Here is a 19,260-nt window from a genome sequence, read left to right as displayed (position 1 = left end):
AGCGCCGCCACGGCGCGGGCGCACACCGCGCGGATCCGGTCGGCCGGCAGCCCGAGCAGCGCCGCCGTCTGCTCCTCGCCGACCTCCTCGTACATCCGCAGGACGAGGACGAGCCGCTCGATGGGCGTCAGCCGGTCCAGCAGACCGCCGCGCGGCCGCTGGTGGCGCCGGGCCTCCCGGGCGAACCGGAGGGCCAGCTCCCGGCGGGCCCGGTCGTAGGGGTCGCCGCCGCGCAGCCGGTCCCAGTCGGCGTAGGTACGGGAGAGCGCCGCGTGCAGCAGCCGTTCGGCCCGCACGTACGCGCCCGGCGGTCCGGACGGTTCGCCGGTGAGCAGTGTCGCCGTGTGCAGCAGGCGTCCGCCCGCGCCCGCCACGAAGTCCTCGAACTCCAGGGCGCGGAGCCGGTCCCGCCGGGTCGCCCGCTCAGCCATGGACCATATACGAGCCCCGGCGCACCGCCCCGGTCAATAGCCCGGACGCGCCCGGTGCGGGGAGGGGACGAGGTCAGTCGGACTGCGGCGGCTGGTGCGCGGCCTGGCGGGCGGCCAGCGATCCGTTGAAACGGGTGAGCAGGGTGCAGAAGATGTCCCGCTCCTCCTCCGACCAGCCGTCCGTCACCTGGATCATCAGCTCGCGCCGCGAGGCGCGGACCTCGTCCAGCCGGGCCTGGCCGCGCGGCGAGAGCTGGAGCACGACGGCCCGGCCGTCCTCCGGATGCGAGGTGCGCTTGACCAGACCGGTGTCGACGAGCGGCGCGACCTGCCGGGTCACCGTCGAGGAGTCGATACCCATCCCGGCCGCCAGCGCCTTGACGCCCATCGGGCCTTCCCGGTCAAGACGGTTCAGCAGCAGGTATGCCGCCCGGTCCATCGAGTTGCGGACCTGGCCGACACCGCCGAGGCGGGTCTGCTCGGCACGGCGGGCGAAGACCGCCACCTGGTGCTGGAGCGAGTCCAGCAGGCGGTCGGGGCCCGGGTGTTCGGGGACGGCGTCCCCGGAAGGAGACGCAGCAGTCGTCATGTCCTGAGGGGGCATGGCCGGGGGCTCTCTTCGTGCGGTGTCGGATGGGTGGGGGACAGAGTACGCGGCCCCGGGGCAACGTGTACCAGTGCCGCACAAACCTGCGGACACCACCGCAGGGCGCCATGAGACAAGTCTGCCGGGCGCTGTTCGAGCTGCAAGACTTGCGGACATGAGCTTCCGCGCGACCGCCCCCCACTCGGCCCTGATCCTCGACGACGTCCGGGGCGCGCAGAAAATGCTGTCAGGGGTGGCCCGGGTGACCGCGCTGGAGGGCAGCCGGCATCTGACCGAACTGGTCGGCGCCCCGGTCCACCTCAAGTGCGAGAACCTCCAGCGCACCGGCTCCTTCAAACTGCGCGGCGCCTACGTCCGGATCTCCGGCCTCACCCCGGTGGAGCGGGCGGCCGGGGTCGTCGCCGCCAGCGCCGGGAACCACGCCCAGGGGGTCGCGCTCGCCTCCTCGCTCCTCGGCGTACGCTCCACGGTCTTCATGCCCGTCGGGGCGCCGCTGCCCAAGGTCGCCGCGACCCGGGAGTACGGGGCCGAGGTGCGGCTGTACGGTCAGGTCGTCGACGAGACCCTCGACGCGGCGCAGCAGTACGCGGAGGAGACCGGCGCGGTCTTCATCCACCCCTTCGACCACCCCGACATCATCGCGGGCCAGGGCACCGTCGGTCTGGAGATCCTGGAGCAGTGCCCGGAGGTCCGTACGATCGTCCTCGGTATCGGCGGCGGCGGTTTCGCCGCGGGCGTCGCCGTCGCGGTGAAGGCCCTGCGCCCCGACGTCCGGATCGTCGGCGTCCAGGCCGAGGGCGCCGCCTGCTACCCGCCCTCCCTGGCCGCCGGGCACCCCGTCTCACTCGACTCCCCGGTCACGATGGCCGACGGCATCAAGGTGGGCCGCCCCGGCGACGTACCGTATCGGCTGGTCGAGGAGCTGGTCGACGAGGTCCGTACGGTCACCGAGGACGAGCTGTCCAGTGCGCTGCTGCTCTGTCTGGAGCGGGCGAAGCTGGTCGTCGAGCCGGCCGGGGCCAGCCCGGTGGCCGCGCTGCTCAGCGACCCGAAGGCGTTCCGGGGGCCGGTGGTGGCCGTGCTGTCCGGCGGCAACGTCGACCCGCTGCTGATGCAGCGCATCCTGCGGCACGGGATGTCCGCGGCGGGCCGCTACCTGAGCCTGCGGCTGCGGCTCACCGACCGCCCGGGGGCGCTGGCCGCCCTGCTGGCCGCACTGACCGTGGCCGACGCCAACGTCCTCGACATCAGCCATGTGCGTACCGACCCGCGCCTCGGGCTGACCGAGGCGGAGGTCGACCTGCGTCTGGAGACGAAGGGCCCGCAGCACTGCGCGGAGGTCGAGGCGGCGCTGCGCGCGGCGGGCTACCGGGTGATGGGCTGAGGAACCCGCTCGGAACGGCTGGTACCGCGATCGCTCGGAACGGCTGGTCCCGTGATCCCGTGACCGCCGGGTAGGGCCGATTCTTCGCTGGGTGGCCGGGATGTGTCCGTTCACCGGGCGACGGGGGCCCGCCGATCCTAGGATCGGACCGGAAAGCCGCCACCGGCGACACCATCCGCGAGTGACGGGGAGTCCCTCCATGCCAGGTGCGATCCACGCCGAAGGTCTGGTGAAGACCTTCGGGGACGTACGAGCCCTGGACGGCGTCGATCTCGACGTCCCCGAGGGCACCGTCCTCGGACTGCTCGGGCCCAACGGCGCGGGCAAGACCACCGCCGTCCGGGTACTGACCACGCTGCTGCGCCCGGACAGCGGCACGGCCGTCGTGGCCGGGATCGACGTACTGAAGAAGCCCAACGAGGTACGCCGCTCGATCGGGCTCTCCGGGCAGTTCGCCGCGGTGGACGAGTATCTGACCGGCCGGGAGAACCTCCAGATGGTCGGGCAGCTCTACCAGTTGAGCGCCCGGGACGCGAAGGCCCGCGCGGGCGTCCTGCTGGACCGGTTCAACCTCGGCGACGCCGCCGACCGCACCGCCAAGACGTACTCCGGCGGTATGCGCCGGCGCCTCGACCTCGCGGCGGCGCTCGTCGTCTCCCCGCCCGTGATGTTCATGGACGAGCCGACGACCGGACTCGACCCGCGCAACCGGCAGCAGCTCTGGGACGTGATCGAGGACCTGGTGGCGGGCGGCACGACCCTGCTGCTGACCACGCAGTATCTGGAGGAGGCCGACCGCCTCGCCCACGACATCTGCGTCATCGACCACGGCAAGGTCATCGCCCGCGGCACCTCCGACCAGCTCAAGGCCCGCACCGGCGGCGAGCGCGTCGAGGTCGTCGTGCACCGCCCGGACGAGATCGAGCGCGCCCGGTCCGTGCTGACCGCCCTCGGCAAGGGCGAGGTCACCGTCGCCCAGCTCTCCCGCAAGCTGACCGTCCCGGTGAGCGGCGGGGCCAAGCTGCTGGCCGAGATCATCCGCGACCTGGACGCCCAGGGCGTGGAGATCGACGACATCGCCCTGCGCAGGCCCACCCTGGACGACGTCTTCCTCTCGCTCACCGGCCATGCGGCCGAAGCCCCCGAGCAGGAGGACGAGGAGCCCGGCGAGGCACAAGCGGAACGGTCCCGTGACTCCCGGAGCAAGGAGGACACCCAGTGAGCGCGATCGCCAAGGACACCTCCACGCTGGTGCCCCGTCCCTCCGGCGGCGTCACCCAGTCCGTGAAGGACTCCCTCGTCGTCGCCAAGCGGAACCTGATCCGGATGACCCGGATCCCCGAGATGGTGATCTTCGGACTGATCCAGCCGATCATGTTCGTGGTGCTGTTCACCTACGTCTTCGGCGGCTCGATCAGCATCGGCGGCTCCACCGATCCGCAGCTGTACAAGGAGTTCCTGATGGCGGGCATCTTCGCCCAGACCGTCACCTTCGCCACCGCGGGCGCCGGGGCGGGCATCGCCGACGACATGCACAAGGGGCTCATCGACCGCTTCCGGTCGCTGCCGATGGCCCGGGGCGCGGTTCTCACCGGGCGGACGCTCGCCGACCTCGTACAGACCACGCTCACGCTCGTCGTGCTCGCGGGGGTCGCACTGATCGTCGGCTGGCGCACCCACGAGAACATCGGCAAGGTGCTCTGCGGCTTCCTGCTGTTGCTCCTGCTCGGCTACGCGTTCTCCTGGATCGGGGCGCTGATCGGTCTGTCCGTGCGCACCCCGGAGGCGGCGACCTCCGGTGGACTGATCTGGCTGTTCCCGCTGACGTTCATCTCGAACGCCTTCGTGCCGGTCACCGGCATGCCGACGTTCCTCCAGCACGTAGCCGAATGGAACCCGTTCAGTGCCACGGTGGCGGGGGCCCGTCAGCTCTTCGGTAACACCATGCCGGGCGTGCCGAAGTCCGTCACCGGGGCCTGGCCGATGGAGCACCCGATTCTCGCCTCGGTCATCTGGTCCGTGCTGATCATCGTGGCCTTCCGCACGCTCGCGGTCCGCAAGTACCGCTCGGCCTCGGTCTGACGTCCGCTCCGGGCGGATCGATGAGTTCCGGTGGCACCGTGAGTCTCTTCTGATGGACACCGATGGACACCGATGGACAGCGGGGGATACCGGGGATGTGGGTGGGCGCCGTCGGGGGTCGCACGACGGTGTCCACCCGCATCCCCCGCGACCGTTTTCGGCCATCCCCGGCACGCGACACCACGGAGGACACCATGACGACCGCACCGGACGGCCCCGCCCCCACGCGGCCCGGCCTCCCGCCCGCCGGGACGGCCCGGGTGCCCACGTGATGACGCACGGGAGCCCCGGCCTCCCTGAGGCCGGGGCTCCCGCGTCGTTCCGTCGTGGTGGGCCGAGTCAGCCGGAGTAGGGCTTCGCCGCCATGATCTTCACCGTGGCGGTCTTGCCGTTCGGCAGCTCGTACTCCGCGTCCTCGCCCGTCCGCTTGCCGTTCACACCGATACCGAGCGGGGACTGCGGGGAGTACGTCTCGATCTCCGTGCTGGCGTATTCGCGGGAGGCGAGCAGGAAGGTCATCGTGTCGCTCTCGTCGCCGTCGAAAGCGATCGTGACGACCATGCCGGGCTCGACCACGCCGTCGTCGGCGGGTGCCTCGCCGACCTTCGCGTGCTCCAGGAGCTGGGTCAGCTGGCGCACCCGCAGCTCCATCTTGCCCTGCTCCTCCTTGGCCGCGTGGTACCCGCCGTTCTCCCGGAGGTCACCCTCCTCACGGGCCGCCGCGATCTTGACGGCGATCTCCGTGCGCGCGGGACCAGACAGGTACTCCAGCTCGGCCTTCAGCTGGTTGTACGCCTCCTGCGTGAGCCAGGTGACGTTTTCGCTGGTCTGGGTCACAGGTGCTCCTCGTCGGTGCTGGGAATACAAAGCATCGCCCTACCCAGAAGCATGTGCCTCCACGGGTGGGCGAAACCACGAGCCTAACAATTCCGCAGGAAAAGGGGGAGAAGGTAAACCGTCACACGCCAGTACCAGCCACTGTGCCCCGCATCGTCACAGGTCACATGGGGTGCGGTCAGGACCGGCCGGTCGGGCCGTCGTCGGCGGTGCAGCCCATCGGCTCGACCGCGGTCGCCCTGGACCGGGTGACCACCTTCACGACCTCGTCGATCCGGTCCTCGGCCCGGTCGAACCGGACCTCCTTGCGGCCCACCTCGGAGCCGTCCTCGCTGAGCGCCCGCACCACGCAGTAGCCGTGGCCCTCGCGGTCCTTGCGGACCTCCAGATGGACATCGGCCCGGGTGTCGGAGACGACCTTGAACTTGATCATCTCGGCGCTGATGCCCTGGCCGCCCACGTAGTCGAAACCGATCCACCCGACCACGCCGAGCAGCGCGACGCCCAGGACCGATCCGACGATCTTCAGCTTGCGGTCCGCACGCTGATCCTCGGTCCGGCCATACCGCCCCTCGGGCGCAGCCTCGCGAACCGCCGTCATGATCTTTCCCTCCGGACCGGGCATCGAGGAATTTTCCAGCCCCCCGTTCAGTCACTATAGAAGCCGCCCGCCCGCCACCCGACCGCGCCCCACACCGATGTCGCGCGGGCCGGCACCTCTGAGGCAGAGACCGGACCGACCCATGATCGACCAGAGCGACCAATGACTGAGGATCGAGCTTTGACTGAGCAGCTGCGACTGATGGCCGTTCACGCCCACCCCGACGACGAGTCGAGCAAGGGCGCGGCCACCATGGCCAAGTACGTGTCCGAGGGGGTGGACGTGCTGGTCGTGACCTGCACGGGAGGCGAGCGCGGCTCCATCCTCAACCCGAAGCTCCAGGGCGACGCGTACATCGAGAAGAACATCCACGAGGTACGCAAGAAGGAGATGGACGAGGCCCGGGAGATCCTGGGAGTCCAGCAGGAGTGGCTCGGTTTCGTCGACTCGGGGCTGCCCGAGGGCGACCCGCTGCCGCCGCTGCCCGATGGCTGTTTCGCCCTGGAGGAGCCCGAGGCCGCCGCGGGGCGCCTGGTGGCGAAGATCCGCGCGTTCCGGCCGCAGGTCATCACCACGTACGACGAGAACGGCGGCTACCCGCACCCCGACCACATCATGACGCACACGATCTCGATGATCGCGTTCGACGGTGCGGCCGATGCGGAGCGCTTCCCCGAGGACGAGTTCGGCCCGGTCTGGGCGCCGCGGAAGCTCTACTACAACCAGGGCTTCAACCGGCCGCGCACCGTCGCGCTGCACGAGGCGCTGCTCGCCCGGGGCCTGGAGTCCCCGTACGGCGAGTGGCTGGAGCGCTGGAAGGAGTTCGAGCGCGTGGAGCGCACGCTGACCACGCACGTTCCCTGCGGCGAGTTCTACGAGATCCGCGACAAGGCGCTCATCGCGCACGCCACGCAGATCGACCCGGAGGGCGGCTGGTTCCGGGTTCCGATGGACATCCAGCGCGAGGTCTGGCCGACCGAGGAGTACGAGCTGGCGAAGTCTCTGGTCGATACCTCCCTCCCCGAGAGCGACCTCTTCGCGGGCATCCGCGACAATGCCTGATATGTACGCGACCCAGGCACTGACGCACCTCGTCCCGCTCGCCGCCGAAGAGCTCGACAAGAACAAGGTGACCCCCGGCGTCCTCGGCTTCCTCGTCTTCGCGGCGCTCGCCGTCGGCGTGTGGGCGCTGATGAAGTCGATGAACCGCCACATGGGCAAGGTCGACTTCGAGGAGGCCCCCGACCCGGCGGCGGTGGCCGCCGAACCGGTCGGCGACGGGGCGTCCTCCCCCCGGAAGTAACCCGCGCCGGGGACCGCGCGCGTCAAGGGAGGGGCGTCCGGCCCTGGTGCCGGACGCCCCTCACGCGTACGAGGACGGGGACGGATCCTGTACGCCGGTACGGGTACGGGTATATGTGTCCCCTCCGAGAGCCGCGCTCCGGACCTCGGGTTCCGGAACGTCGGATACCAAGCGTCGGATACCAAGCGTCGGCTGTCGAGCGCCGGATAACGAGCGTGGGGGGCAAGTCTCCTGCGTAGCGCTCCCCGGCGCGAGGGGCATCGGGCAAGGGGAGAGGCAAAGGGAGGGCTAAGGCGCGGGCGGGCGGCTTCAGGTGCGTGCTCTCGGCGTGCCGGCCCCAGGCCCTCGTACTGGACGTACTTGGGCCTGAGGCCGGTGCGGCGAGAGTGCGTGCATGGCGTCGCGCGGCAGACGGGAATGGCCAGACACCCCCTAGGCGCGGGCGGGCGGCTTCACCCGGCCAGGTCGCCGCCGCCCGGCGCCACCAGGCCGAGGGCGGCCCGTACGTCCCGTTCCTCACGGGCCCCGTCCTCCGTGCCGATCGCCCCCATGCGCTGCTCGAACTCCTGCGCGTTGGATGCCTTCGCGGCGGAGCCCATCACGGCCGAGAGCTTCTCCAGCCGGTCCGCGAACGCGGCGACCGGGCCCCGCGCCGTCGCCGGGAAGCCGTCCTCGGCGCGGAGCGACCGGGCCGACTCGCCTGTGCCCGCAGCCATCCGCCCGGCCCAGGCGGTGGCGCCGTCGAGGTCGTTCCGCAGATCGTCGGCGGGCCGGCTGACCCCGGCCTCACCGGCCGCGCGCATCGCCGTCAGATACGCCAGCTGGACGTCGTCCCAGTCGGCCGGGCCCTGCCGCAGCGACTTCTCCAGCGACCCGGAGGCGGAGCCGATCCAGCACAGCACCGTACGGTTGCCGCTCGCCCAGCCAACCCTGTCCGGGTGGTAGTAGTACGACCGGACCCGGGGGAGGGCCGTGGTGTCGAGTGCGAAGTCGTGCAGCAGGGGAGCGCACCCCTTGTGGGTCTCGGCCACGATCGCCTCGGTTCCGGGGAACGTCTCGCCCCGCAGCTCGAACGACCCGTAGACCTGGCCCCGATGGGTCTCGTCGCACGGAACGACCTTCGCCGACGTGCTCTTCAGCCGGTCACCGCCGGGCTCGGGCAGCCCGTCGTCCGGAGTGAAGCAGTCGTCCTCGCGCAGGTCGAACAGCGATGCCGACGTCGGCTCCCTGGGGCCGAAGACCTCGCCGTCCTCCACCGTCCAGGCGCTGAACCGCACCCCGCCGATCACCAGCAGCAGTGCGGCCAGCGCGACCACCGCCCCGCCCACGGCCGTCCCGGCGATGGCGAGCCCCTTGCCGCGCTTGCCGTTCCGGGGGATCCGCACCAGCGCGACGATCCCGAGGACCAGCCCCACCGGCGCGAGGCAGACGAGCAGCGACAGGACGAGCGAGGCGACGGCGAGCCCGCTGAGCGGCGGCTTCGGGGCAACCGGCTGCCAGGGACCGTAGGGGCCCGCCGCAGGAGGCCCAGGAGGCCCAGGAGGCCCAGGAGGCCCAGGAGAACCGGGCGGTATGGGGGGCGGTGGAGGCGGTGGCACGGTCATGGGCCTGTGCCCCTTCGTGTGAGGTGATCAGCGCGGGAGGCCGCGTGGGGCCGGGGCCCGCACGGTAGCACCGCCCTCCTGCAGCACCGCCCTCCTGCCTGCCCAACCCCCTGCCACCTGCCCGTTCACGGCATCAGAGCGCCGATCTCAAGCCCAGGCCCAGGCTGTCACCGGTGTGCTCGCCGGGGCTGTCGGAGCTGCCGGACGCGGGGCCGCCGCTGCGGATGACGCGTGGCGAGGCCCCGAGTTCGCGCACTCGCCCGTGTGTCCGGCGATGGCCGTTCCCCCCGCCGAGGAGACGGCTCGGCACATCGCGCTGAAGCTCTTGAGATCCGACGCGTGGCCCCACACGATCCCTCTGCTCCCACCACTCGCTCCTGCCGCGCTGGGGAGCCTGGGCGCAATGGCGGGTTACCTGAACAGGCAGGAAGGCACCGTCGACGGCAGCCTCCTGCGGGGCTCGGGCAGCGAGGCGGAGAAAGACTCCTGGCGCTGCCCCTTCCGGGCCCCACCACCGCTCCTTCGGCCTGCTTGTCAGACGGATCCCAGGTCAACGGTCACCAAGAAGGGGGCCGCGGCCTTGATCACGCCGGTGAACATCTCGCCGTCCCGGTAGGTCTTGGTCGCCGGGTCGAGAACGTACGTGTAGACGATCGGAACGCCGGTGGCGGCCTGCTCGATGCGCCAGTAGAAGGGGATGCCGGCCTTGGCGTACTGGTCCACCTTCACGATCCGGTCGGTGGTCTCCGAGCCGGGCGATACGACCTCGACGACCAGGAGTACGTGTTCGGGGCGGGTGGGTGTGAGGTCGATGGTCCCCGCCCGGTAGACGGTGACGTCCGGGCGGCGGTTGGTGAGGGGGACATCCTGTAGGCGGACGTCGAAGTCCGTGTCGGCGTTCCAGTCGGGGCCCGCGGTGGCGTCCAGCGCGTTGGCCAGGATCCGGGCCAGCCGGTTGTGCCGCTTGGAGGCGCTCGGGCTCACGACGACCATTCCGTCCACGATCTCGATGCCGGTGCACTGCTCCTCGGTCCAGGAGTCGTACTGCTCCGCGCTGATCTGGGTGTGCATCCATGCGGGCGCCACCATCTCGGCGGTCATGGTCCACCTCTTTCGAAGAGCCTCGGCAGTCCCGGCGCTGCTGGGCTCAGCCTACTGGCCGGTCACGCCGGGGCGCCCGGCTTCTGGAGGAGCGATTGTCTCCCCTGCCCCCTGCCATCTGCCCGTTCACGTCCCCGCCCCGTGGCGTGCGGGTGACGCGGAGGTGGGTGCGCGAGGATTGGCTCATGGCCAACCGACTTACGCAGACCACCTCCCCGTACCTCCTCCAGCACGCCGACAATCCCGTCGACTGGTGGCCCTGGTCGCCCGAGGCATTCGAGGAGGCGAGGAAGCGGGACGTGCCGGTGCTGCTCAGCGTCGGGTACGCGAGCTGCCATTGGTGCCACTGTTGAATGTGTAGATCCAGGTAGCTGGAGTGCGTTGCACGCGTGGCATCAAGGGTCCTCCACCTCGCCGGGTGCATCACGGCTCCCTGCACGGTGATGGTTTCCCTCATCAGGCGTCTCCTCGATCATCGGGTTCGCCGCCGTGGCTACTCGCGCCTTCCCTTGCTGCTCCGCAGTCACGCCTCGAACAGGGAGGAATCCCCGCTCGCCGCGGAGGGGTCCTGTTGTCGTAGCGCGTTCGGGGCTGGTCCCGGGTGCCGGATGGGCGGGCCGGCGAGTCTCCCGACGTGGAGTCCATCATCCTGAGGGTGACCGTCGGCCAACGAAGCGGCAGTGACTGTTCGGCCTTGGAAGAACTCCACGTCGGCATCGTCAGCGGCGCGGCGCTCCAGGAATCCGGCCTCTACCGCGTGGGCGAGGGTCATGGGAGCATGTCCGGGATGAGCCTTCCGGGGAACGATACCCAGTCGTTGACGTCGCTCGCGGCCACGATGGATCGTCTGACCGACACCTGGGTCGTCTCGACGCCATGGCGCCCTTACGGCGCCGATTACGCAGACGGGACCTATACGGGGCTCTATCGGGTCGACCTGGAATCCGATCGCGACGTCCGGGCCCCGCACCGACTCCTGTTGCACCACTCGACCACCCTGGAACTGGCCAGCTTCCACACCATGAGCTCGGTGCTGCTCGCCTATTTCGGCGGGCACCTTCCTGCCTTCTCCGCCCTTCCTCGGAGGCCCTGGGCGGAAGTTCGGCGCCGCGTCATGGTCACCTCCAGCAGCACCCGGTTACGGCACCCTGTCTTCGACGCCGAGGTGACCGTACGCTTGACTTTCGGCGAGGTCAGGAACGTGTGGTTGAGCCGTCAGATGGTGTTCTTCACCTGCCTCCTCGACATCGCGGACGGCCGGCACCTCGCTGAAATGAGCATGTGCCTCAATATGCGTGACGACCTTCTCGCTCCCTGAGGGTCGGCATGGCCAGTGGGCGCGAATCTGGCCATGGAGAGGCGGCCCTTCCCGGTAACCGACTCATGCGCTCACATGACTTGGAGACTGTCCTGGGGGAGGCAGCCGGCCGCGTACCGCGCTCACGGCTGCTCGCAGCGAGCAGGCCGGACTCGGCCTCTACCAGGTCGGGCACTGGACCTCATGGCACCGGCACATCGCGCTGGCCATGCTAGCCCTGGTCTTCCTGAGAGTCGTCGCCACCGACGCGGCCCCGGACCGGCCCGCCGATCCGCACTGTCCCACCATCAGCAGCGAACCGATCTCCCTGGCCGTCCCGGAAATGTGAGCGGGGCGCGGGGCCGGCGCCGAGTTGGGTGGCTTGGCAGGCGAGGGGCATCCGGAGCCGGCTGGGCCACCCCCGGCCGCAAACGGAGGGCCCGGCATTACCGGTTCCAGCGATCACCAGCGGCTTCACCGCCGCTCCCACTCGCATGCGCTACGGACAAGCACGACGCGTCGGCCGTGGCCACATCGTCCCCGGACACACTGATCCGGCACGGCACCCCTCGCAGACCCCCGCGAACTCAGGCTCGCAGAGCCTCGGCCCGAGCGATCGAGATGTCCGCGCACAGCACTCCGAACCCCTGCCGACAGCACCTGGGCGGAGGCGGGGCGTGATCGCCTGGCTCCCGGTGTGACCATCACCGCCTTCGTCGTCGGCAGTACGCCGCACGGCCTGGTCCCGTACCGGCGTAGCGCTGGTGCCGAAACCACCAGCCACAGCCCGTCGCAGCCACTACCGACGACGGTCCGCCGACGAACCCACGGGACAGCGGGGGTCCGGTGCCGGAGGCCATGGGGCCGCTGCCGGGTCACGGTCGTTCGATGTTACGGCTCGCGCGGTGCGCACGCGCTCACTCGCGCTGCCGCAGGCCGGGAACCGGTTCTCAGGCCACCTCGCGGTTCCCGGCCGAGCCTGCCTGAGCCTTCCGGGCGCTCCGTGCCTCACGCGCGTGGATGCGCTGGAGCCGGACCGAGTGGCCGTCCGGCCGCCGCTCCCCGTACCGCCCCCCGGCCGGCGGGGCGGCCACGCGGTCACGGCCCCGCGGAGGTCCCGCGCCGGGTAGCGGACAGCGATGTCATCACCTGCGCGGGGGCCAGCTCCCCCTCAACTGGTAGGTGGCATCGGGGGTTTTCTGGAGAATCCATTGCAGGTAGGAGGAAACGCGAGTGTTCACGTCGGGGCTGCCACTACCACAGCCTTCGCCGTAGGAGATGATGCCGACCAGGAGGGGGTACCCGGCGTCGTAGATCACAGGACCACCGTCGTCGAAGGTGCAGGTGCCCTTGCCTGGTGTGTAGTTGCAGATGCTGCCGGAAGTGAGGTTCTCCATGCCCCGGTTGACGCACTCGGCGTTGGCCATCATGACGAGATCGACACTCTGCAGGACGGTGCTCACCGGGCCGTCGAAGGTTTGAGTGGCGCCCCAGCCCAGAGCCGTCACGGGGGCGTGTGCCCAGTCTTGGTACAAATACTCCCAGGGCAGGTAAGCCACATCGACCTTCAGGTTTGGCCGCACTTCCTCCAGGAGTCGCACCAAGGCGATGTCGTTGGCCATGGTCCTGAGGTCGTAGTTCTCGTGAACAATGAAGTCCTCAACCGGGATGAAATCCTGGTGGAAGCCGGACTCCGTCGCCGTGCCGTAGTCGTGATCACCCAGCAGAACCCCCATCCCGCCGGCATTCCTCCCACCAAGACAGCTTGCGGCGGTCAGCACATACCTGGGGGAGATCAATGTCGCCCCGCAGACCACCTTCTTCTGGTAGGTGTCGACCAGGCCGGCCATGAAGTAATGACGGTCGGGAGTCGCCTCACGCCCTCCGACGATGGCCGTGGCCGGTCCGGCCTGCAGGCCCACTGCCAGGCACACGCCCGTCAGCAGTGCGGCCAGTCTCCTCTTCCAACGCACAGCAGTTCCTTCCGCTTGTCCGATGTATCAGACGACCATGGCATGATCGCGCCACTTCCCGCTGACGCCACCCGTACCTGTCCGGCCTCTCCCGTCACGCGCCCGACCGCCAGATGCCGTCGCGCCCGGCCCGCTACGGCCTCGGCCTGCTCCCCGACCGAGGAGACCGGACTCCAGAAGTAACCCGAACGAGTGACCGTGCCGCTCAGGGCAACCAGACCCCCCTGCCGAACTCGGGCAAGCGGACGGGCGGATACCTCCACTCCGGCGCAAGCGGTCTTGTCTGCCGGGTGATTCAGTGCCAGCCTGGACACGGCCGTTCACTCCAGGTGAGTGCGGCTGCCGCAAGACGTCGGGCGAAACGCTCCATGCGCCTTCGGTGAACTGCCCGTCCGCGCAAGCCCCCGTCCACTGACGACCCCGGTCAGGCACGTGTGATCAGGCGTGCACAACGCGGTACGGGATCACACTGAATCGATCCTGTTTCTGCTCCCCGACCCTCGACGAATGGGCCGGAACCGCGCCAACCCTGTCGAGTTCCGCGGAGGAGAGAACTTGTTCGTGCACAGAGCCATCCCAAGGTGTCGGCCCGTCACCGTGCTGGTGGTGTGTCTGCTGACCGGAGCGCTCCTCGGTGCCGCGCCGGTCCCGGCTCATGCCACCGGCGCCGGGGACACCGTGCTGCGCCTGTATGTTCCTGACGCCGCCCAGGACGGTGTCGAAGTCTTGGACGCGGCTACGGGGGATCACGTGGCCGCGGTTCCGGTGGGTACCGATCCGCTGAGTGTCGCCGCCTCGCTGGACGGTACCAGGGTCTACGTCGGCAGCTACACCCACGACGGTGACTACATCTTCGACACGGAGGTGCGGGGCATCGACACCGCGACCAACGCGGTCGTCTCCGAGATCGAGGTGGACGGCAGCCCCAAGGACCTTGCGGTCTCGCCGGACGGCGCGACCGTCGTCGTGCTCAGCGGTGACGGCGACGTCTACGGCGGCGAGGAGACCGGCAGCCTCCACGTCGTCGACATCGCAACGAACACCGTGTCGAAGTCCGTGGAACTGGACTGCTTGCCGTACCGGTTGGCCCTTTCCCCGGATGGAGGCACCGCTTACGTCGGCTGCCTCTACGACGACAGCGTATGGGCGATCGACACCGTCGGGGGCGCGATCACCGGCAGTGTGTCCGTGCCCGGAAACCCGCGGGGGATGGACATCGCGCCAGACGGCGAAACTCTCTACGTCGCGGTGTCCAACCCCGACCGTGTGATGTACCTCGACTCCGCCACGCTCGCGGTCCTCGGCTCCGTCCTCACCGGACAAGGAACCGAGGACGTGGCGGTGACACCGGACGGCAACACGCTCCTGGCGGCGAACTTCAGTTCGTACACCGTCTTGGCCATCGACACCGCCACCCGCACGATCACCGGTACCACACGGGTCGGCAAAGGCCCCTCGGATATCAAGGTCACCGCTGACGGACACAGCGCCTACATCGTCAGCGCTCTGGGAAGCGACGGCATCTCCGTCCTCGACATCGCCACGCACACGGTCTCCGGCACCATCCAACCGGCCGGCAACTCGCTCCACAGGCTGGCCCTGGCCGAGGCCCCGCTCCCCACCGCGGACCTGGCGGTCGGACTCACGGCCAAGGCCCCGCTCCTGGGCTCCGCCATCGACTACACGGCCACGGTGAACAACAACGGCCCCCACACCCTGGAGACGGGGACCGTGCAGATCACCCTGCCGACCCAAGTGATCTCGGTGTCCGGACTTCCCCCTGTCTGCACGGCCGACCTCGCCGCCAACCGCATCACCTGCGCGGTCTCGGACCTGCCCGCGAGCGGCAGTACGGAGCTGGCCTTCCGAGCACACCTGAGCCTGCTCACGGTCGGCCTGTCTCTGACGGGCACCGCCGAACGCGCCTCCTCCCAGCCACAGGACCCATCGCCCGTCAACGACTCCGACACCGCCACCTGCGCAGCCCTGACCAACCTCGTCGTAGTGTGCTGAATCCCTCGACAGCGGCATTGCCGCCGCAGTACAACCTCGCCGTCAGCCCAGGAACCGCAGGGCGGTCTCCGCGACTCCCCACCGCACCGCCTGCCCTCGGGCGTATGGAGGTTGTCCGCCACCATGCCGTCACCGCCGCAAATCCTTGTGGAACCGCTGATGTTCGGCGGCTGGCCCGCCTCCTTATGGATATCGCGTACCCCGGTGCGTCGTCCGCCGACAACTCGCGGTGCATGCCCCCAGAGCCACCCCGGAGCCAGTCCTGAAGGGGTGGCCCATACACCCCGGCAGACATGAGACGTCCTCTCATGGGGTGCGTGTGCGATCAAGGAAGCAGGAGTCGCCCTTCGCGCTCGTGGGCTCGCGGCGTTGGGCAGCGGGGTTCACCTCGGCGGTCCGGCGTCGCGCCTCGCTCGTTCCTACAGTTTGGTGACGACGAGGTCGATGAGGTCGCCGACCGTGTCCAGCCCGGCGATTTCCTCGTCCTGCACCTTGACCGAGAAATGTCGCTCCACGCTTCCCACGAGATCCATCTGCGACAGTGAGTCCAGTTGCAGGTCGTTCTCCAGATGGTGCTCCGGGCCGATGTCGTCAACAGGGGCGGTGGTGAGTTCGCCGATGAGCGGGGCCAGTTCGGCGAGGGCCTCGTCGCGTGTCAATGCCGTGGTTCCCTTCTGATCCGGATGCGCGCGGTGATTCGGTGCGAGAGACGACACAAGAAGAGAGAGGAGAGGGAGCAGTCGCTCAGTGCATCTGCACGACGAGACCGCAGTAGCTGAGTCCTGAACCGAACCCGAGCAGGAGGAGGTGTTCGCCGTTGCGTGCGTGGCCTCGCTCGCGCAGTGTGGAGAGCGCCAGAGGGATGGACGCGGAAGACGTGTTACCGGACTTCACGACATCGCGTACGACCTTGCCCGTGGGAATCCCCAAGGCCGCGGCCAAGGTGTCGAGAATGCGTGCGTTCGCCTGGTGCGGAACGAGCCAGTCGATGTCCCGCAGCGCCACACCGGCCACCTCGCAGGCGCGTCGGGCGACGCCAGGCAGGGTGTCCACGGCCCACTTGTAGACCAGCGGACCGCGCATCCGCACCTCGGGGGCATCCGCGTCGTCCGGCATGACGATGTAGTCGGCCCGGCCTCCCTCGTTGCCCCAGACCGCGGCCCGGACGCCGTGCCGCTCCGAACGCGTCAGCATGACGGCCCCGGCGCCATCGGCCATGATGGCGAACGTGTCGGTCACCGCGGGCGAGGTCCAGTCGGTCAACCTCTCAGCACCGATGACCAGGGCAGTGCGCGCCGCTCCGCTCTGCAGAAGCGAGGTGGCGGTGCTGAGGGCATAGGTGAACCCGGCGCACGCCGCGTTGAGATCGTACGTCCCAGCACGCTCGCAGCCCAGCGCATGTGCTGCCTGCGGTGCCACGGCCGGCATCGGACGGGCATGTGTGGCCGTCGCCACGATCACCAGATCCACATCCTCGGGACGGGCACCCGCATCTGCCAGCGCGGCCCGGCCGGCCTCTGCCGCCATGACGGCAAGAGACTCCTCGCCTGTCGCGTGACGGCGCTCCTGCACGCCGCTGCGTGAGGAGATCCAGTCCTCAGCGACACCCGCGCGCTGGGATATCTCCAGATTGCTCACGACTGTTTCGGGGCGGTAGGCGCCGACTCCGCTGATGGTGACACCTGGTGGATCAGCCATGCCATGCTCCTTCCACGGCAGTCGACTGGTCGTTGGCCAGTGCTGCCGTGCTTGGGGGTGTGCCATGTGGCGTGGGTCTGCCCCTATGGATCCCCGCGCCACAGACCATGAAACGACGGGGGCGACAGACCGGCGGCGAACCCGGCCAGTCTGGGAGATCCCGTCCCGCTTGGCCTGCGACGTATTCCTGGGCCACGGCTTTGCAGGGTGGGCTCGACACTCTCCGTCGTGCGACGATGCCGGTATGAACCGACTGGCAAATGAGCAGTCGCCCTACCTACTCCAGCACGCCTCCAATCCAGTGGACTGGTGGCCATGGGGAGAGGAGGCGATGAACGAAGCTAAGCGGCGGGACGTGCCCATCCTCTTGAGTGTGGGCTATGCGTCCTGCCACTTATGCTTCTACGAATTCACTGGTGTCATGTGATGGCGCACGAATCGTTCGAGGACGAGACCGTGGCCGCCTACCTCAACGCGCACTTCGTGCCGGTGAAGGTCGACCGGGAGGAGCGGCCCGACGTCGACGCCGTCTACATGGAGGCCGTCCAGGCGGCCACCGGCCACGGTGGGTGGCCGATGACCGTCTTCCTCACGCCGGAAGCCGAACCCTTCTACTTCGGGACCTACTTCCCGCCCGAGGCCCGGCACGGCTCGCCCTCCTTCCACCAGGTCCTCGAAGGTGTGGCGGCCGCCTGGACAGACCGGCGAGAGGAGGTCGCCGAGGTCGCCGGGCGGATCGTCGCGGATCTGGCGGGGCGCTCGCTGGTCCACGGTGGCGACGGGGTGCCCGGGGAGCAGGAGACCGCGCAGGCGCTGCTCGGGCTGACCCGGGAGTACGACGAGCAGCGCGGCGGGTTCGGGGGCGCGCCCAAGTTCCCGCCGTCCACGGCGATCGAGTTCCTGGTGCGGCATTACGCCCGTACGGGGTCCGAGGGGGCGCTTCAGATGGCCGCCGACACCTGTTCGGCGATGGCCCGGGGCGGGATCTACGACCAGCTCGGCGGCGGCTTCGCGCGCTACTCCGTGGACCGGGAGTGGGTCGTACCCCACTTCGAGAAGATGCTCTACGACAACGCCCTGCTGTGTCGCGTGTACGCCCATCTGTGGCGCACCACCGGGTCGGACGAGGCCCGTCGGATCGCCCTGGAGACCGCCGACTTCATGGTACGGGAGCTGCGGACGGCCGAGGGCGGGTTCGCCTCCGCGCTGGACGCGGACAGTGAGGACGCGGACGGCCGGCATGTCGAGGGGGCGTTCTACGTGTGGACCCCCGCCCAGTTGCGTGAGGTGCTGGGCGAGGACGATGCAGCCTTCGCCGCCGCGTATTTCGGGGTGACCGAGGACGGGACCTTCGAGGAGGGGGCCTCGGTGCTCCGGCTGCCGGGGGACGCGGGGCCCGTGGACGCCGCGCGGGTCGCGGACGTACGGGCCCGGCTGCTGGCGGCCCGCGAGGAGCGGCCGCGCCCGGGGCGGGACGACAAGGTGGTCGCCGCCTGGAACGGGCTCGCCATCGCCGCGCTCGCCGAGACCGGCGCGTACTTCGACCGGCCGGATCTGGTGGAGCGGGCGACCGAGGCCGCCGATCTGCTGGTCCGGGTGCACCTGGGCGAGGTGGCCCGGCTGGCCCGCACCTCCAAGGACGGGCGCGCGGGTGACAACGCCGGGGTCCTGGAGGACTACGGCGATGTCGCCGAGGGCTTCCTCGCGCTGGCGGCGGTGACGGGGGAGGGTGCCTGGCTGGAGTTCGCCGGGTTCCTGCTGGACATCGTGCTGGAGCAGTTCACCGGCGAGGGCGGGCAGCTCTACGACACCGCGCACGACGCCGAGCAGCTCATCCGCCGGCCGCAGGACCCCACCGACAGCTCCACCCCGGCCGGCTGGACCGCGGCTGCCGGCGCGCTGCTCTCGTACGCCGCGTACACCGGCTCGGAGGCGCACCGTACGGCCGCCGAGGGCGCGCTCGGTGTGGTGAAGGCGCTGGGCCCGCGCGTCCCCCGGTTCGCCGGCTGGGGCCTCGCGGTGGCCGAAGCGCTGCTGGACGGGCCCCGCGAGGTGGCCGTGGCCGGTCCGGTCGGCGGCGAGCTGCACCGTACGGCGCTGCTGGGGCGGGCCCCGGGCGCGGTCGTCGCGGCGGGGGAGGGGCCGGGAGCGGGAGCCGAGTTCCCGCTGCTGGTGGACCGGCCGCTGGTGGGCGGTGAGCCGACCGCGTACGTCTGCCGCCACTTCGTGTGCGACGCGCCGACGACCGATGCCGTCGAGCTGGCGGCGAAGCTGGGCGGCTGATAGCCGTCGCGGGCAGGGCAGGGCAGGGCAGGGCAGGGCAGGGCAG

The 19,260-nt window shown here is 70.0% G+C and carries 16 protein-coding genes and 2 pseudogenes; 9 read left to right on the top strand and 9 right to left on the bottom strand.

The window, feature by feature from the left end:
* Both B9S58_RS34025 and B9S58_RS34020 read right to left on the bottom strand, forming a co-directional pair.
* The coding region (locus tag B9S58_RS34025; protein ID WP_103535741.1) for a sigma factor-like helix-turn-helix DNA-binding protein at positions 1-431 on the bottom strand (431 nt) is incomplete at its 3' end.
* 73 nt (positions 432-504) lie between these two features.
* Positions 505-1,035 carry a MarR family winged helix-turn-helix transcriptional regulator gene (locus B9S58_RS34020; protein WP_103535740.1) on the bottom strand — a complete coding sequence of 177 codons (531 nt, stop codon included), beginning with the start codon at positions 1,033-1,035 and terminating at the stop codon, positions 505-507.
* Positions 1,036-1,192: 157 nt separating this feature from the next.
* Between B9S58_RS34020 and ilvA the strand changes: the two genes are divergently transcribed.
* The 3 genes from ilvA (at position 1,193) to B9S58_RS34005 (ending at position 4,504) form a co-directional block, all read left to right on the top strand.
* Positions 1,193-2,422, top strand: coding sequence for a threonine ammonia-lyase (gene ilvA / locus B9S58_RS34015; RefSeq protein ID WP_103535739.1), 1,230 nt, complete (start codon positions 1,193-1,195; stop codon positions 2,420-2,422).
* A gap of 199 nt (positions 2,423-2,621) precedes the next feature.
* The gene (locus B9S58_RS34010; RefSeq protein WP_103535738.1) at positions 2,622-3,644 is read left to right on the top strand and encodes an ATP-binding cassette domain-containing protein; all 1,023 of its coding nucleotides are present in this window, start codon (positions 2,622-2,624) and stop codon (positions 3,642-3,644) included.
* Entirely contained in the window at positions 3,641-4,504 is an 864-nt protein-coding gene (locus B9S58_RS34005) for an ABC transporter permease (protein ID WP_103535737.1), read from the top strand. The genes B9S58_RS34010 and B9S58_RS34005 overlap by 4 nt, the downstream gene beginning before the upstream one ends.
* A gap of 339 nt (positions 4,505-4,843) precedes the next feature.
* On the opposite strand, the gene greA is transcribed toward B9S58_RS34005, so the two are convergent.
* Both greA and B9S58_RS33995 read right to left on the bottom strand, forming a co-directional pair.
* Positions 4,844-5,341 (bottom strand): transcription elongation factor GreA, encoded by a 498-nt coding sequence (gene greA, locus B9S58_RS34000; RefSeq protein ID WP_103535736.1) that lies wholly within the window; start codon positions 5,339-5,341, stop codon positions 4,844-4,846.
* 178 nt (positions 5,342-5,519) lie between these two features.
* Positions 5,520-5,942: a DUF4307 domain-containing protein gene (locus B9S58_RS33995; protein ID WP_103535743.1), complete on the bottom strand. Its 423-nt coding sequence runs from the start codon at positions 5,940-5,942 to the stop codon at positions 5,520-5,522.
* A 180-nt stretch (positions 5,943-6,122) separates the two neighbouring features.
* Between B9S58_RS33995 and mca the strand changes: the two genes are divergently transcribed.
* A complete protein-coding gene (mca, locus tag B9S58_RS33990; RefSeq protein ID WP_103535735.1) occupies positions 6,123-7,004 on the top strand; it encodes a mycothiol conjugate amidase Mca in 882 nt (293 codons plus the stop codon).
* A gap of 1 nt (position 7,005) precedes the next feature.
* Entirely contained in the window at positions 7,006-7,245 is a 240-nt protein-coding gene (locus B9S58_RS33985; protein ID WP_103535734.1) for a hypothetical protein, read from the top strand.
* A 452-nt stretch (positions 7,246-7,697) separates the two neighbouring features.
* On the opposite strand, the gene B9S58_RS33975 is transcribed toward B9S58_RS33985, so the two are convergent.
* Together B9S58_RS33975 and B9S58_RS33970 are read right to left on the bottom strand one after the other, a co-directional pair.
* Positions 7,698-8,849 carry a DUF4190 domain-containing protein gene (locus tag B9S58_RS33975; protein ID WP_103535733.1) on the bottom strand — a complete coding sequence of 384 codons (1,152 nt, stop codon included), beginning with the start codon at positions 8,847-8,849 and terminating at the stop codon, positions 7,698-7,700.
* Between the two features lie 534 nt (positions 8,850-9,383).
* Positions 9,384-9,950 (bottom strand): Uma2 family endonuclease, encoded by a 567-nt coding sequence (locus tag B9S58_RS33970; RefSeq protein WP_103535732.1) that lies wholly within the window; start codon positions 9,948-9,950, stop codon positions 9,384-9,386.
* A gap of 185 nt (positions 9,951-10,135) precedes the next feature.
* On the opposite strand from B9S58_RS33970, the pseudogene B9S58_RS33965 reads away from it, so the two are divergent.
* A pseudogene (locus B9S58_RS33965) lies at positions 10,136-10,297 on the top strand (DUF255 domain-containing protein); the annotation flags it as partial.
* Between the two features lie 287 nt (positions 10,298-10,584).
* A complete protein-coding gene (locus B9S58_RS33960) occupies positions 10,585-11,268 on the top strand; it encodes a hypothetical protein (RefSeq protein WP_103535731.1) in 684 nt (227 codons plus the stop codon).
* Between the two features lie 1,124 nt (positions 11,269-12,392).
* Here the strand turns inward: B9S58_RS33960 and B9S58_RS33955 are convergent.
* Positions 12,393-13,220 (bottom strand): serine protease, encoded by an 828-nt coding sequence (locus B9S58_RS33955; RefSeq protein WP_103535730.1) that lies wholly within the window; start codon positions 13,218-13,220, stop codon positions 12,393-12,395.
* A gap of 597 nt (positions 13,221-13,817) precedes the next feature.
* On the opposite strand from B9S58_RS33955, the gene B9S58_RS33950 reads away from it, so the two are divergent.
* Positions 13,818-15,233, top strand: coding sequence for a DUF11 domain-containing protein (locus tag B9S58_RS33950; RefSeq protein WP_103535729.1), 1,416 nt, complete (start codon positions 13,818-13,820; stop codon positions 15,231-15,233).
* A 419-nt stretch (positions 15,234-15,652) separates the two neighbouring features.
* Here B9S58_RS33950 and B9S58_RS33945 read toward each other — a convergent pair whose 3' ends face one another.
* Both B9S58_RS33945 and B9S58_RS33940 read right to left on the bottom strand, forming a co-directional pair.
* The gene (locus B9S58_RS33945) at positions 15,653-15,892 is read right to left on the bottom strand and encodes an acyl carrier protein (protein ID WP_181009549.1); all 240 of its coding nucleotides are present in this window, start codon (positions 15,890-15,892) and stop codon (positions 15,653-15,655) included.
* Positions 15,893-15,977: 85 nt separating this feature from the next.
* Complete coding sequence (locus B9S58_RS33940) at positions 15,978-16,931, bottom strand: beta-ketoacyl-ACP synthase 3 (RefSeq protein WP_103535727.1); 954 nt, start codon at positions 16,929-16,931, stop codon at positions 15,978-15,980.
* Between the two features lie 244 nt (positions 16,932-17,175).
* On the opposite strand from B9S58_RS33940, the pseudogene B9S58_RS33935 reads away from it, so the two are divergent.
* Positions 17,176-19,214 (top strand): annotated as a pseudogene (locus B9S58_RS33935) (thioredoxin domain-containing protein).
* The last annotated feature ends 46 nt before the right edge of the window (positions 19,215-19,260 follow it).

The sequence above is a fragment of the Streptomyces sp. SM11 genome (assembly GCF_002910905.1).
In the GTDB taxonomy this organism is placed as follows: Bacteria; Actinomycetota; Actinomycetes; order Streptomycetales; family Streptomycetaceae; genus Streptomyces.
This window is presented reverse-complemented; position numbering and strand designations above follow the sequence as displayed.